This window comes from Thioclava sp. L04-15, assembly GCF_002020275.1.
Taxonomy (GTDB): domain Bacteria; phylum Pseudomonadota; class Alphaproteobacteria; order Rhodobacterales; family Rhodobacteraceae; genus Thioclava; species Thioclava marina.
On the sequence record NZ_MPZW01000001.1, the window covers coordinates 233,526 to 247,179 of the forward strand.

General features: G+C 64.4%; 13 protein-coding genes. 5 read left to right on the forward strand and 8 right to left on the reverse strand.

Annotated elements, in window-relative coordinates; genetic code table 11:
* Positions 1–273: 273 nt before the first annotated feature.
* The 5 genes from BMI90_RS01175 to BMI90_RS01195 form a co-directional block, all read right to left on the reverse strand.
* A complete protein-coding gene (locus BMI90_RS01175; protein ID WP_078525123.1) occupies positions 274–1,458 on the reverse strand; it encodes an aminotransferase class I/II-fold pyridoxal phosphate-dependent enzyme in 1,185 nt (394 codons plus the stop codon).
* 103 nt (positions 1,459–1,561) lie between these two features.
* A complete protein-coding gene (locus BMI90_RS01180) occupies positions 1,562–2,863 on the reverse strand; it encodes an FAD-binding oxidoreductase (RefSeq protein WP_078525125.1) in 1,302 nt (433 codons plus the stop codon).
* Between the two features lie 4 nt (positions 2,864–2,867).
* Positions 2,868–4,223, reverse strand: coding sequence for a glutamine synthetase family protein (locus BMI90_RS01185; protein WP_078527138.1), 1,356 nt, complete (start codon positions 4,221–4,223; stop codon positions 2,868–2,870).
* Between the two features lie 12 nt (positions 4,224–4,235).
* Positions 4,236–4,946 carry a type 1 glutamine amidotransferase gene (locus BMI90_RS01190; protein WP_078525127.1) on the reverse strand — a complete coding sequence of 237 codons (711 nt, stop codon included), beginning with the start codon at positions 4,944–4,946 and terminating at the stop codon, positions 4,236–4,238.
* A 105-nt stretch (positions 4,947–5,051) separates the two neighbouring features.
* Positions 5,052–6,035, reverse strand: coding sequence for a Hint domain-containing protein (locus BMI90_RS01195; protein WP_246831471.1), 984 nt, complete (start codon positions 6,033–6,035; stop codon positions 5,052–5,054).
* A 188-nt stretch (positions 6,036–6,223) separates the two neighbouring features.
* Here BMI90_RS01195 and BMI90_RS01200 point away from each other — a divergent pair, with 188 nt between their 5' ends.
* The 3 genes from BMI90_RS01200 (at position 6,224) to BMI90_RS01210 (ending at position 9,617) form a co-directional block, all read left to right on the forward strand.
* Entirely contained in the window at positions 6,224–7,003 is a 780-nt protein-coding gene (locus tag BMI90_RS01200) for an SDR family oxidoreductase (RefSeq protein ID WP_078525131.1), read from the forward strand.
* A gap of 75 nt (positions 7,004–7,078) precedes the next feature.
* Positions 7,079–8,164: an ABC transporter ATP-binding protein gene (locus BMI90_RS01205; protein WP_078525134.1), complete on the forward strand. Its 1,086-nt coding sequence runs from the start codon at positions 7,079–7,081 to the stop codon at positions 8,162–8,164.
* Between the two features lie 124 nt (positions 8,165–8,288).
* Complete coding sequence (locus tag BMI90_RS01210; RefSeq protein WP_078525137.1) at positions 8,289–9,617, forward strand: GGDEF domain-containing protein; 1,329 nt, start codon at positions 8,289–8,291, stop codon at positions 9,615–9,617.
* Positions 9,618–9,670: 53 nt separating this feature from the next.
* Here the strand turns inward: BMI90_RS01210 and BMI90_RS01215 are convergent, their stop codons facing one another.
* From BMI90_RS01215 to ccmI, 3 genes are read right to left on the reverse strand one after another with little or no spacing between them, the layout of a single operon-like run.
* Positions 9,671–9,940 (reverse strand): DUF1289 domain-containing protein, encoded by a 270-nt coding sequence (locus BMI90_RS01215; RefSeq protein WP_078525139.1) that lies wholly within the window; start codon positions 9,938–9,940, stop codon positions 9,671–9,673.
* Positions 9,937–10,410 carry a Holliday junction resolvase RuvX gene (gene ruvX, locus BMI90_RS01220; protein ID WP_078525141.1) on the reverse strand — a complete coding sequence of 158 codons (474 nt, stop codon included), beginning with the start codon at positions 10,408–10,410 and terminating at the stop codon, positions 9,937–9,939. The genes BMI90_RS01215 and ruvX overlap by 4 nt, the downstream gene beginning before the upstream one ends.
* Positions 10,407–11,969 carry a c-type cytochrome biogenesis protein CcmI gene (ccmI, locus tag BMI90_RS01225; RefSeq protein WP_210401908.1) on the reverse strand — a complete coding sequence of 521 codons (1,563 nt, stop codon included), beginning with the start codon at positions 11,967–11,969 and terminating at the stop codon, positions 10,407–10,409. The genes ruvX and ccmI overlap by 4 nt, the downstream gene beginning before the upstream one ends.
* A gap of 196 nt (positions 11,970–12,165) precedes the next feature.
* Here ccmI and BMI90_RS01230 point away from each other — a divergent pair, with 196 nt between their 5' ends.
* Positions 12,166–13,410: a sarcosine oxidase subunit beta family protein gene (locus BMI90_RS01230; protein WP_078525147.1), complete on the forward strand. Its 1,245-nt coding sequence runs from the start codon at positions 12,166–12,168 to the stop codon at positions 13,408–13,410.
* Positions 13,411–13,501: 91 nt separating this feature from the next.
* Positions 13,502–13,654, forward strand: coding sequence for a hypothetical protein (locus BMI90_RS18665; protein WP_158521682.1), 153 nt, complete (start codon positions 13,502–13,504; stop codon positions 13,652–13,654).

Consider the following 13,654-nt stretch of genomic DNA (forward strand, 5'->3'; position numbering starts at 1 on the left):
CCGGATCTGGGGCGACGCGGTCCCGCTCCTGCCGGATCAGCCACCCTTGCCGGGCATCGCGGTGGGCATCTTGGCGGGCGGCTGCTCGAGCAGGGCATCTGCGCCGACCTCACGTAAGAACCCTCGGCGGCGAAGCTGGCCCAACCCAGTCAGATGCCACGCTAAATTGCGATCGCGCCAATGTTGAGAACCTGATCACCGCCTTGGCGAGGGAAAAAAAGGGCGCGATCAACTCGCGCCCCTGTTCGTGTCCGCTGACCTCTGCGGGCAGAATTACCCTTTCACCGCAGCGACCGCCTCAAGGATCGCATCAGCGATGTAATCGAGATCGGGCTGCTTGAGCCGCGCGGGCAGGCGTGTGTCGCAGGCACGCATCAGCATCGCACGGGTCTTGGGCAGCTCTGGCACATCCCCGAGGAACTGCCAGTTCCAATAGGCGCGTGCATTGTCTTCGCTCAGGCCGAAGACCTGCACGCCGACACCCCGGGCCTTCGCCTCGGTTTGCAGCTTGCGGGCCTCGTCGTCGGTCCACTCGCCCGCGAGGTTGAATTGCAGCGAGTCCGGCGCGCGGGTCTCGGGGCCAAGCGGCGGGGGAACGTCGAGCCACTCGCTCGTGTTCAGGCGCTCGGCGACGTAATCGTGGTTCGCGCGACCGTCGTTCACACGGCGCTCGACTTCGGGGATCTGGGGGCGGATCACCGCCGCCGAAAGGTTCTGCATCCGGCAGTTATAAAGCGGCAGCTTGTTCTGCCACTGCACGAAGGAGTTTTGCAGGCCCGGGTGTTTCTTCCAGTTATGCTCGTAAGCGCCCGACATGATCACGGCGCGGGCGGCCAGTTCCGGGTCGTCGGTCAGCAGGATGCCGCCTTCGCCCGCGTTGATGAGCTTGTAGGACTGGAAGGAGAGGCAGCCGATCTTGCCGATCGTGCCGATCTTCTTGCCGTTCCAGAGCGTGCCCAGCGAATGCGCCGCGTCCTCGATCACCGGGACGCCCTTCTCCCCGGCAAGCTTCATGATCACATCCATGTCGGAGGTGTGCCCGCGCATGTGGCTGATCATCACCGCGTCGATGCTGTCATCGAACTTGGCGCGGAAATCATCCAGATCGATACGATAATTCGCGCCGACCTCGACCAGCACCGGCACGCAATCGGCATGGACGATGGCCGAGGGTACAGCGGCGAAAGTGAAGGCCGGGACCAGCACGCGCGCGCCGCGCGGCAGGTCGAGCGCCTTCATCGCGAGGAAGAGCGCTTGCGAGCAGGACGACACCGCGACCGCGTATTTCACGCCCATGAACTCGGCAAACTCGGCCTCGAGCCGGGCGACGGGCGCATTCTCCGAGGTGTAGCGGAACAGATCCCCGCTTGCGAGAAGGCGGTCGATCTCGGCGCGGGCGGCCTCGGGGATGGGTTCGGCGTCGTAGCAGTTCGGGGCGATTTGTCCGTCACGCGGCATGGCAAGATTTCCTGAAACTGATATTTGGGAAATCTTACACTCTGTGTGGATATTTCTCCAGTGACCATTTCATGACGAAATCGGGACGTGGCAGTTTGCCGCTTCAGATGCCCAGCTTGTCGCGCATAGAGAACCATGTCATCGCGGCGATCAGGAGCGGGCTACGCAGCAGCGCGCCGCCCGGAAAACTCGGCACCTTGAGCCCCGCCATCAGGTCGAACTGCCCGGCCTGTCCCGCAACTGCCTCGGCCATGATCTTGCCCGCCATCGTGCCCATCGCCACGCCATGTCCCGAAAAGCCGCTGGCCGAAAGCGCGTTCTTGAGGGGCCGTGCAAAGTAGGGCATCCGGGTGCGGGTGATCGCCAGCGTCCCGCCCCAGGCGTAATCGATGCGCACATCGGCAAGACCGGGATAGACCTCGAGCATCGGCTTGCGCACGGTCTCGACGATATCGGGGAACTTGTACCCATAGCTCTCCCCGCCACCGAACAGCAGCCGGTTATCTTCGGACAGCCGCCAGTAATTGACGACGAACTTGGTGTCGGCCACGGCGATATTGGCGCGCAGCACCTCGTCGACGCGATCGCCCAGCGGTTCGGTCGCGAGGATGAAATTGTTGATCGGCATCACCCGCGCAGCCACGCGCGGCGAAAGATCCCCCAGATAGCCATTGGCCGCGAAGATCAGGTGATCGGCGTCGACATGGCCATGTTGGGTCTGGATGCGCACCGGCTCTCCGGGACGGATGTGATGGACAAGCGAACCCTCGTGGATCGCGACTCCTGCCTTGTCGCAGGCAAGCGCCAGACCTTGCGCGAAATTGAGCGGATGCAGATGCCCCGCCCCGCGATCGAGATCGCCGCCGATATAGGCCTCGGAAGGGAGCAGTGCATGCAGATCCTCGCGAAACAGCGGCTCGATCTGGTCATAGCCGTAATCGCGGGCGAGTTTCTCGACCATCTTGTGTGAATGGGCGACCTCGGCCTCGGTCCGGCAGGCATGGGCGATGCCGGGATAGAAGGTCACGTCTATCTCGTGGCGCGCGATCAGATCACGGATCAGACCTTTCGCGTCCTCGCCTATATCCCAAAGCCGATGCGCCATCTCGCGCCCGTGGATCTTCTCGAGCGCGTCCTGCTCCAGCCGCTGCCCCGACCCCACCTGTCCACCATTGCGTCCCGAGGCACCGAAGCCGACGCGATGGGCCTCGAGCAGGATCACCGAAAGCCCTTTCTCGGCGAGATGCAGCGCCGCCGAAAGCCCCGTGAACCCGCCACCGATCACGCAGACATCGGCACGCTGCTGGCCCTTGAGCTCGGGCCAGCGTTTCCTCGTCAACGCGGTCGCGGCGTAATAGGAGGGCGAGTGCTCGCCCCTGCGGTCATTGGCGAAAAGCAGGTTCATGAGATCACACGTTCAGCAGAAGATGCTCGCGCTCCCAGGGCGAGATGACCTGCAGGAACTCCTTGTATTCGTTGCGCTTGACCGCTTCGTAGACAGCACAGAACTCCGGCCCCAGCACGTCGCGGATCTTCGCATCCTCCGAGAAAAGATCGAGCGCGTCGCCGAGGTTCACCGGCACATCCTCGGCCGACATATAGGCGTCGCCCAGACATTCGGGCTTGGGCATCTGCTGCTCTTTCAGCCCCAGGTAGGCGCAGGCGAGCGAGGCCGCGAGCCCGAGATAGGGGTTGCAGTCCATCCCCGCGAGGCGGTTCTCGATCCGCCGGGCGGCAGGCCCAGAGATCGGCACGCGCAGGCCCGTGGTACGGTTGTCGCGGCCCCATTCGAGGTTGATGGGGGCGGCGAAGTCGGGAACGTAGCGGCGATAGCTGTTCACGTAGGGCGCCAGCAGCGCGATCACCGCGGGCAGGTGGTTTTGCAGCCCCGCAATGCAATGCAGGAAAGCTTCCGTCTCGCCGCCCTTCTCGTCCGAGAAGATGTTCTCGCCGGTTTCGATGTCGATCACCGACTGGTGGATATGCATCGCTGAACCCGGTTCGCCCTCGATAGGCTTGGCCATGAAGGTCGCAAAGCAATCGTGGCGCAGTGCCGCCTCGCGGATCAGCCGCTTGAAGTAGAAGATCTGGTCGGCCAGATGCACCGGGTCGCCATGGGCGAGGTTGATCTCGATCTGGCCCGCGCCGCCTTCCTGCAAGATGCCGTCGATCTCGAACCCCTGAAGCTCGGCGAAGTCGTAGATGTCGTCGATCACCTTGCCGTATTCGTCGACCGCCGACATCGAATAGGCCTGTTTCGCTGCCGCGCGACGGCCCGAGCGCCCCATCGGCGGGATGATCGGTTGGTTCGGGTCGATATTGCGCGCGACGAGGAAGAATTCCATCTCGGGGGCGACGACGGGCTTCCAGCCCTCGGCTTCGTACAGCGCCATCACGCGCTTGAGGACATTGCGCGGCGCGATCGGCACCGGGTTGCCCTGCTGGTCCTCGACATCGTGGATGATCTGCAAGGTCCAGTCCGCGGTCCAGGGCGCGGCGGTCGCGGTCGAGAAATCGGGCACGAGGATCATGTCAGGCTCGGTGAACGCGCCCGAGGGGTTGTCGGTCCACTCGCCGGTGATCGTCTGCAAAAAGATCGAGTTCGGCAGGAAGAACCGGTCCTGGAACTGGAATTTCGACGCGGGCATCGCCTTGCCGCGCGCCACCCCGGCAATGTCGGCGACGATGCACTCCACCTCGTCGAGGCGGCGACCCTCAAGATAGTCGCGCGCGGCCTGCGGGATGCGGTCGGTCCAGTCCTTCATCGAGTCCATCGGTCAGCTTTCCGGGCGCGTCTGCGCCCTTTCCTGTAAAAAGAAATCGGCAATCCGTGCCGCCATGCGCCCGGAACCGCTTGAGGCGCCGCCGGGTGCGCCGAGCCTCGCCCGCGCGGCCTCCATCCGGTCATCGGGCACGACGCCGCGCCCGCGTGTGTCCATCAGCCCCTCGACGAACGTATCGCGGAACTCAGGATGGGGCTGCACGGTGAAGATCGTATCGCCGTAAACGAGCGCCGGATAGGCGCAGAACTCATTGCCCGCGACGGGCGTGGCGCCGGGTGGCAGCTTCGTCACCTGATCCTGATGCCAGGCGTTGAGCGTCACCGTCTCGCCGTTGAAATCGTAATCCTGCGGCCCCACGGCCCAGCCGCCCTCGAATTTCTCGACCTTGCCGCCAAGTGCCTGCGCGATGATCTGGTGGCCGAAGCACACGCCCACCATCGGCACTTTCGCCTCATGCGCCTTGCGGATGAAATCCTCGAGTGGCGGGATGAAGGGATGATCCTCGTAGGCGCCGTGGCGCGAACCGGTGATCAGCCACCCCTCGCACTCATGCACGTCTTTGGGGAACTGCATGTGCTCGACGTCGTAGCGCGCGAAACTCAGGCCGCGCCCTGCCAGCAGGGTTTCGAACATGTCGGGATAGTCGCCCGCCTGATCGCGCAGCACGTCAGGGGATTGGCCGGTTTGAAGGATGCCGATACGCATGGAAGATCCGCTCGTGAGCTCTTTTGAGCGGAGCCTAGTGCGGGGCGGGTAGCGCGGCAAGGGGGGCCGAGCCGTTCCCGGCATCAGGCCGCCATCGAGAGACGCTTAAGTCTTGCGTTTGCGGAAAATCTGCTCACGCCCGATACGGTCGAGCAACTCGCGCGACGCCTCGGTGCCGAAATGCGGCCGATGTGCGAGATCGGGCAGGCGTGCCGAGATCTCCGCGCTCAGCTCCTCGGGCAGAAGCGAGAGCGTCGCTTCCGACACCATCAGGCTCTCGACCGGGATACCCTCGGCATAGATGATCTCGTGGCGTGCGAATACGAGCGCGTAATAGTCGACGAAACCGCCTTCGCGACGCCAGACATTCTCGTCATCGACGAGATGTTTCGCCTGCACGAGAATTTCCGAAGTATCGGCCAGCCGCTGCTTGCCGCGCCGGTAGAGAAAAACCCGATGGTGGGGCGAGATCACCAGATCGCCCTCATTGCCCAGAACACCCGCTGAAATCACGACGGGGGCGAAACTGCCCCATGCCCGCATCGTGGCCTTCGCGACCAGCTCCACCGGTTGCGGACCGTTATCGCGTGTCAGAACACGATCACCGGCCTTGAGCTGCTCGATCGGCAGCTGCGCGCCCCCCGCAAGCGTGATCATCGTCCCGGTGGTGAAAGCCACGCAGACCAGATCAGCGAGCTGCACCTCGCCCGGATCGTCGCTCGCCTCAAGAAGCGTGTAATCGAGCCGCGGCGCGATCGGCGAAAGCGGCAGGGCGAAATGACGCCCGCTCGGGTCGTGCCGGATCAGCAAGACATCGACCGTGTCACCTTCGGGCGTCATCATCAGGTGGCGTGCGGCAAGGATCAGAGGATCGCCCGGCACTCCGAGCTCGGATCCCTCGGCCACCTGTGCATGAGCGCCACTTTGCGCGAGGATCAGCTTGCGGGATTTTGCCTGACGGTCCAGCTGGTAGATATCGCCCGGCTCGCAGAATTCTGCCGGCCCAAGACCGTCACCCTGGTTGGCGCCCGACGTCACCCAGAGGTCTTCGGCCTCGAAGACATGAACGGTCTGGCTGGGGTTTGGCACGCGCACTCCCTTGCCCGTCCGGGCTTCCTGTGTGGGCATTCGCCTTCGATTACCGCCCCCCCGGCCCCAGGGTCAAGCGAAGTTAGATGCGACGGCCTGTGCGTGGATGCGCTTGCCGCCCCGGCAGGGCGAGCTATTGTGCGGCGAAAGCCGGCGGCAGCCGGAACAGAACAGGAGAGGAGCGCGAGATGGATCTGGGGATCAGAGGCCGCAAGGCGATCGTTTGTGCAGGCTCGAAAGGGCTCGGGCGTGGCTGCGCGATGGCGCTGGCCGAAGCGGGGGTCGACCTGATCCTCAACGCACGCGGGGCCGATGCGCTGGCCGCGACCGCCAATGACATCGAAGCCGCAACCGGCGTCTCGGTCATTCCCGTCGCCGCCGATATCACCACCCATGAAGGCCGCGCGGCGGTACTCGATGCGGCAGGCGCGGTCGACATCCTCGTGACCAATGCGGGCGGCCCCCCTCCGGGCATGTGGACCGACTGGTCGCGCGAGGATTTCATCAAGGCGCTCGATGCGAACATGCTTGCGCCGATCGCGATGATGCAGGCGACGCTCCCGGCCATGATCGAGCGCGGCTGGGGCCGGGTCGTCAATATCACCTCGCAATCGGTGCGCGCGCCGATCGCGGCGCTGGGTCTGTCGAACGCCGCGCGGTCCGGCCTCACCGGCTTCGTCGCCGGCACCGCGCGTCAAGTCGCCCCGCACGGGGTGAACATCAACAATCTGCTGCCCGGCATCCACGCCACCGACCGCGCGATCTCGCTCGACACGGGCGTTGCGAAGGCCAAGGGGATCAGCCTCGAAGAGGCAAAGGCCGAGCGCTGCGCCACCATCCCCGCCCGACGCTATGGCACGCCCGAAGAATTCGGCGCGACCTGCGCCTTCATGTGTTCCGTCCATGCGGGCTTCATGATCGGTCAGAACGTGATGCTCGACGGCGGCGCCAACAATATCTCGATTTGAGTGCGCTTGCATGGCGGGCGGAGGGCTGCTATCTCCGCCCCCAATGTCCGAGTGTTTTAATCGAGATTAAGCGACGTGAGCGCAACCCCGATCCCTCCGCGCCTCGAGGTGCAATCGCTGCGGCGGGTCTTCGATGGCCAGCCCGTCGTCGAGGATGTGTCCTTCGCGATCCCGGCGGGACAAGTCACCTGCCTGCTCGGCCCCTCGGGCTGCGGTAAATCCACGACCCTGCGAATGATCGCGGGCGTGGACATGCAAGATGAAGGCCGCATCTTCGTCGATGGCAAGCTGATCTGTGACACCGTCTTTCGGGTCCCGCCCGAGCGTCGCGCGATCGGGCTGATGTTTCAGGACTTCGCACTCTTCCCCCATCTCACCGTGGCCGAGAACGTGGCCTTCGGCCTCAAGGGGAGTGCCTCGGAGAAACGCGCGCGCGTCGGGGAACTGCTGGGCAAGGTCCGCCTGCAGCGGCATGCGAACAGCTACCCGCATGCGCTCTCGGGGGGCGAGCAGCAGCGCGTGGCGCTGGCGCGTGCTCTGGCCCCGCGCCCCGGCATCCTGCTGATGGACGAGCCCTTCTCCGGCCTGGACGAGCGTCTGCGCGATGATATCCGCGACGACACTCTGGCGCTTCTGAAGGACGAGGGAACAGCCGTTCTGCTTGTCACGCACGAACCGCATGAAGCGATGCGCATGGCCGACGAGATCTTGCTGATGCGCGCCGGACAAATCGTCCAGCGTGGCGCGCCCTACAATCTCTACAACGCGCCCGTGGATCGCGCGGCGGCAGCTTTCTTCTCCGATATCAACGTGTTGAAGGGGCGTGTGCAGGGCGCACTCACGCCCACGCCCTTCGGAGATTTCCTCACGCCAGGCCATCCCGACGGGACCGAGATCGACATCGTGATCCGCCCGCAGCACCTCAAGATCGACTTCGACCGCGCCGGACGCGGTCCCAACCCGACACCGCAGGACGGCACGCCCGCGCGCGGCATCGTCGAGCGCGCCCGCTTCCTCGGCCGTGAGAGCCTCGTCGAGTTCCGCATGGAGTTCGACGGCTCGATCCTGCGCGCCAGCGTTCCCAATGTCTTCCTGCCCAAACCCGGCACGCCGATGTGGCTGATGATCCGCCGTGATCGCTGCTTCGTCTTCGGCGCCTGAGCCGGGAAATCGGCCATCTCGCGGGCGACTGTTAACGCTCCGGAAAGCCGCTTCGCCCTAGTCTGACCGCAGGTATTCCCGAAAGGGGGCTGAAAGGGGTCAGATCAGAGTGCTGTCAAATCGTATGCAACAGGACCGTCAGGGGGCATTTCGTATCATCGCTCTGATGATGGCGATGATCATTCTCTCCGGTACGGTCCACAACTTTCTCGTCTCGGCCAAGACCGGCACCCCGGCGCTGCATCCGTTCTCTGCCCTGGGATACCTGAGCATCGCGATCAGCCTGCTTGTGCAGGCGGGGCGCCCGCTCGCCCCGCCCTACTGGCTGCGCGCCCAGCAGATTTTCGTTCTTTGCTTCATGGGCGAAAGAATGATCGAGGCGTTCGTGCCCGGCTGGCCAAAGCTCATCACCTCCGATTTCGTCGCGGGCCTGAATACCCGGTACAACTTCCACGGCCGCCTTTCCGTCGAAACCGCGACGGGGATTTTCTTTCTCCATCTGGCCATGTTCCTCGCCCCCACCAGCCTCGGCGCCGCGGTTCTCGCTTATTTCAGCGCGCTCTGTCTGGGGATTTTCATGATTTACCAGCTCGGCTTCGGGATCCTGCTGTTTGACGGGCAGTTCTCCATGGCCTCATTCGGCTCGTTGCTGTTCTCGCTGGCCGGGGTCAGCCTTCTTCTGCGCAACAACGGCTACATGCGACCATTCTTTTCCCATCGCGGGCACGGAACGGCAATGCGCGCGCTATTGTTCGCAGCGATCGCCGCACCCTTTATCGGCGGCGTGGTCTTCATCGAGGTGCAGCACCCCGAAGACCGCAGCGTGTTCGCCCTGCAATTGCTGTTTTCGTCCTTCAGCGCCCTTTTCGTCGGGCTCCTGCTGATCCTGGGTCGCCAGATAAATATCGACGCGCGCCAGATCGAGCGCGTCACCAAACATGATCCCTTGACCGGCGCTCTCAGTCGTCAGGGCCTGCGAGATATGCTGCCCGAAGCGGACCTGTTTGGCGGGGCGCTGCTGATCGACATCGATCACCTCAAGGCCATCAACGATCGCTTTGGCCATTCCCAGGGGGATCGGGTTCTGGTCTGGCTGGCCGAAACCCTGCACGGGCTGTTCACCTCGGCGACACCCGTCACACGCTGGAGCGGAGGAGAATTCCTGATCCTTACGACCGACGCCGATGACAACATCCTCGAACGGCATGCAACCCTGATCCATCGCGCCGTCGCGGCACAGGCGCCGCTCGAACTGGGAAAGACGGATTTTCAGGTCAGCGTTTCGATCGGATATTCCGTAATCGACCCCTCGGAAGAGAACGACATACATGCCGCACTCGGTCGCGCCGATGCCGCACTCTACACAGCGAAGCGGATGGGTCGAAACCAGAGCTGCTCGGCGCATAGCAAGAATTGCATCCACCGCGCGTCGATCGAGGACCTCGTGGCTTGAGCTTCGCGCCGCTCTGCCTTGGCGTGAAGCTCTGCTCGCGCGGCATCAACGGCTCACGCTCCGCCCGGTCCGCTCCCCTGACGCGCGGCCCGTCCGCCACGACGCTTGCGAAGGCGCGGCGCGCGGCTCGGCAGCTCCTCCATCACCGCACGTCGTGCCTCGGGGCTCATGCGCGACCACATGCCGATTTCCTCAAGCGTGCGCAGGCAGCCCACGCAAAGACGCTCCTCGGGATGGATCTGGCACAGCTTCACGCAAGGGCTCTCGATCTCGGCGCGCTTCCACACTTCGTCCCCGGCGCGCGGGGGATCCTGTTCGCTCATGCCGCCCCCAGATACCGCAGCCGATCGAGCGCGCCCTGCAGGATGAAACCCGCCGCGACATGGTCGATCGCCTCGGCGCGCTTGGCCCGCGACATGTCGGCCTCAAGCATCGCGCGCTCGGCCGCGACCGTCGAGAGACGCTCGTCCCAAAACGAGATCGGCAGATCGGTAAGCTTTTCGAGATTGCGCGCGAACGCTCGCGTCGCCTGACAGCGCGGCCCTTCCGTACCATCCATGTTCTTCGGCAAACCGAGGACCAGCCCTTTGATATCGCGCTCGGAAACGATCGCCAGAAGTGCCTCGGCATCGAGCCCGAATTTGCGCCGCTTGATCGTCCGGAGGGGTGTCGCGACCGAGCGAAGCCCGTCCGACACCGCCACGCCGATGGTCTTGGTACCAAGATCGAGCCCCGCCACCGCGCCCGTGCGCGGCAGCGCCTCAGCGAACGCCTCCATCGTGTCGCAGATCATTCGGCCACACCGGCGCGCTGCGCCGCAAGCTGGACCTGCGCCAGCGCATCGGGCGTGTCAGCCAGCGCCTGCTGCGCCTCACCCCAAGCCTCTTTCGCGCGATCCTTCTCGCCCAGCGTGGCCAGCGACGAGATCAGCCGCGACCATTCCGCAGGCGTGCCGCCTTCTGTGGTCAGCCGGTCGAAGAGCCCGTCGACCATGCCCTGAATCATCTGCTGACGATCCTGCGGGCTCATCGAGGCCGCATCCTTCATCTGTTCGGCGGTCGGCCCGGGCATCATCGGCGCGGCCTGAGCCGGAGCTGCCGGAGCGCCTCCCTCATCCTTCAGCGCCTGGCCCGCAGGCGTCGCATGCGCCGCATCGATCTTCGCGAGATCCTCGGGGCGCGAGGCGAACTTGCCCTTTGCCTCGCCATAGACCGCATCGGCGCGCTCCACCTCGCCGATCATGCGCAGCGACGAGATCAGTCGGGCCCAGTCATCGGCCGAGCCGCCCTCCTGCGCGAGCCGGTCGTTGAGACGCTCCACCATGCCACGGATCATCTGCTGGCGCTCGGCCGGGGTCATGTCGGCAGCGGCGGCGATATCGGCCTGGTTCGGCCCGACCCCGCGCGGCATCGGCGGCGTGTAATCGCTTTCGCCCGCAAGCCAGGCCAACTCGTTGATGTTCTGCCGGATCATCGGCACCCAGGGGTCGCTGTCTTCGGAATTGCGCAGCAGCCCGTCCCAGATCCGGAACGCCCGGTCACCGCGGGCATTCTGCGCCATCATCAGCCCGACATAATAAAGCGACAGCCCGTTCTTGGGATCTTTCTGAAGCGCGGTCGCGAAGGTCTTCTCCGCCTCGGGCGTGATCAGACCACCCGCCGCGACAACCATCAGCTCGCCGAGTTGCGCGTAATCCTCTGCGCTCGCCTGATCGCCCTTGAGCGCAACGAGACGCTGCTGCGCCTTCCAGGCCGCATCGAAATTGCCCATCGCCGCCTCGTTGCGCGCGAGCAATTCAAGCCCTTTCGGATCGTTGGGATTTTTCGCGACCGCGTCGCGCAGACGCTGCATCAGTTCGGTGAATTGCGGATCGGACTGAGGCTGGTCGAGCTGACGCGCCTTGGCCATCTTCTCGGCCTCTTCCTGCGAAGGGCGGCTGTCATAGAGCTTGTCGGCATTCTGGAACCGCATTGCGAGCGGCTGGTCTTCATAGCCCTCCGCCCCCATGCGCCCGTAAAGCCAGAATGCCCCGCCGAAAATTACGGCCCCGCCAATCACCAGCGCAATCGTCGCCCCTTTCGGCGCCATCGACAAATCCGACCCGGCCTGCGCCTTGCGGTCGGCTTCGAGCATCCGACGCGAGATCTCCAGCTTGGCGCGCTCCGCCTCTTCGCGCGAGGTCACGCCGCGCTCCACATCCCGGTCGAGGTCGCGCAGCTGGTCACGATAGACCTTCACGTCATAGGAGGCCGCCGGTGCCATGTCTTCATCTTCGCGTCCCCGCCACAGGGCGAGCACGAACAACAGCGCGATGACCGCGACGAGCGCAGCGGCGATGATCCAGAACAGCATGGCGTCTCCTCTTCCTTCGCCCCCCATTTAGGCGCTTTGGGCGACCGCCGAAAGGGTCAAGCGCGCGAATGGAACCCGATGTCGCAGCCGCATGTCGCTTTTTTCCCTGCGATGCCGCAACAGGGGGGCTTTCGCCCGGCGGGCCGGTCCATCACAAGGGTGGGGAGAGTCGGTCAACCAGCCCGGGGGCGCGGACATGAAACGCTATTCGATCTTTGCCGTCGCACGCGAGGCGCTGCGCTATCACAGCGGATGGGAACGCGCCTGGCGCTCGCCCGAGCCGAAAAAACGTTACAAGGTCATTGTCGTGGGTGCTGGCGGGCATGGTCTCGCGACCGCCTATTATCTCGGCAAAGTCCACGGCATCACCGATGTCGCGGTGATCGAGAAGGGCTGGCTGGGTGGCGGCAACACGGGCCGCAACACGACGATCATCCGCTCGAACTATCTTCAGGATCCGTCCGCCGCGATCTATGAAAAAGCGCGCTCGCTTTACGAAGATCTCAGCCAGGATCTTAACTACAATGTGATGTTCTCGCCGCGGGGTCTCCTGATGCTCGGTCAGACCGAACATGAGGTGCGCGGCTACAAGCGCACCGTGCACGCCAACCGCCTGCAGGGCATCGACACCGAATGGATCGGGCCGGAGCAGGTCAAGGAGCTGGTGCCGATCATCAATATCGACGGGCCGCGCTATCCGGTGCTGGGCGCGCTGCTGCAAAAGCGCGGCGGCACGGCTCGGCACGATGCGGTCGCCTGGGGCTATGCGCGGGCCTGTTCGGCGATGGGCATGGACATCATCCAGAAATGCGAAGTGACCGGCGTGCGCACCGAGGGCGGCAAGGTTCAGGGCATCTCGACCACCAAGGGCGAGATCGACTGCGAACAACTCGCCATCGTCGTCGCGGGGCACAGCTCGGTCATGGCCGAGATGGCGGGCTTCCGTCTGCCGATCGAAAGCGTGGCGCTGCAGGCCTGGGTGTCGGAACCGATCAAACCCTGCATGGACGTGGTCGTGATGGCCAACACCGTGCACGGCTACATGTCGCAATCCGACAAGGGTGAGATGGTGATCGGCGGCGGCACGGACGGCTTCAACAATTACACCCAGCGCGGTTCGTGGCACCATGTCGAGGAAACCACCCGCGCTCTGGTCGAGACCTTCCCGATCATCTCGCGCCTGAAGATGTTGCGCCAATGGGGCGGGATCGTGGACATGACCGGCGACCGCTCGCCCATCCTGTCGAAAACGCCCGTGGAAGGCATCTTCGTCAATTGCGGCTGGGGCACCGGCGGGTTCAAGGCGATCCCGGGCTCGGGCTTTGCCATGGCCGAGCTGATCGCGCGCGGCCACTCGCCGCTGACCGACGAATTCGGCCTCGACCGTTTCCGCGAAGGCCGCTTCATCGACGAGAGCGTCGCCGCCGGGGTGGCACACTGATGTCGGTTCGCAACACTCGCCGCATCTCCGGGAACCCGGTAAAGGTCTGTCCCGTTACCTGTCCAACGCAACAGCGAAAGGACATGAACAGATGTCGGAATCGAAAAACAACAGCTTCATGGGCTTCATCATCGGCGCGCTCGTCGTCGTCGTGGCGGGCCTTGTCTGGTTCATCTATTCGGGCGGCGAGATGCCCGGCCAGAACGAAGCCGAAATCCAGATCAACCTTCCCGACGGCAACTGA

Excerpts from the sequence above, each read along its gene's own strand:
- BMI90_RS01175 (WP_078525123.1), bottom strand. The coding sequence starts at position 1,458 with ATGCCGCGTGACGGACAAATCGCCCCGAACTGCTACGACGCCGAACCC.
- BMI90_RS01180 (WP_078525125.1), bottom strand. The coding sequence starts at position 2,863 with ATGAACCTGCTTTTCGCCAATGACCGCAGGGGCGAGCACTCGCCCTCC.
- BMI90_RS01185 (WP_078527138.1), bottom strand. The coding sequence starts at position 4,223 with ATGAAGGACTGGACCGACCGCATCCCGCAGGCCGCGCGCGACTATCTT.
- BMI90_RS01190 (WP_078525127.1), bottom strand. The coding sequence starts at position 4,946 with ATGCGTATCGGCATCCTTCAAACCGGCCAATCCCCTGACGTGCTGCGC.
- BMI90_RS01200 (WP_078525131.1), top strand. The coding sequence starts at position 6,224 with ATGGATCTGGGGATCAGAGGCCGCAAGGCGATCGTTTGTGCAGGCTCG.
- BMI90_RS01210 (WP_078525137.1), top strand. The coding sequence starts at position 8,289 with ATGCAACAGGACCGTCAGGGGGCATTTCGTATCATCGCTCTGATGATG.
- BMI90_RS01215 (WP_078525139.1), bottom strand. The coding sequence starts at position 9,940 with ATGAGCGAACAGGATCCCCCGCGCGCCGGGGACGAAGTGTGGAAGCGC.
- ruvX (WP_078525141.1), bottom strand. The coding sequence starts at position 10,410 with ATGATCTGCGACACGATGGAGGCGTTCGCTGAGGCGCTGCCGCGCACG.
- ccmI (WP_210401908.1), bottom strand. The coding sequence starts at position 11,969 with ATGCTGTTCTGGATCATCGCCGCTGCGCTCGTCGCGGTCATCGCGCTG.
- BMI90_RS01230 (WP_078525147.1), top strand. The coding sequence starts at position 12,166 with ATGAAACGCTATTCGATCTTTGCCGTCGCACGCGAGGCGCTGCGCTAT.
- BMI90_RS18665 (WP_158521682.1), top strand. The coding sequence starts at position 13,502 with ATGTCGGAATCGAAAAACAACAGCTTCATGGGCTTCATCATCGGCGCG.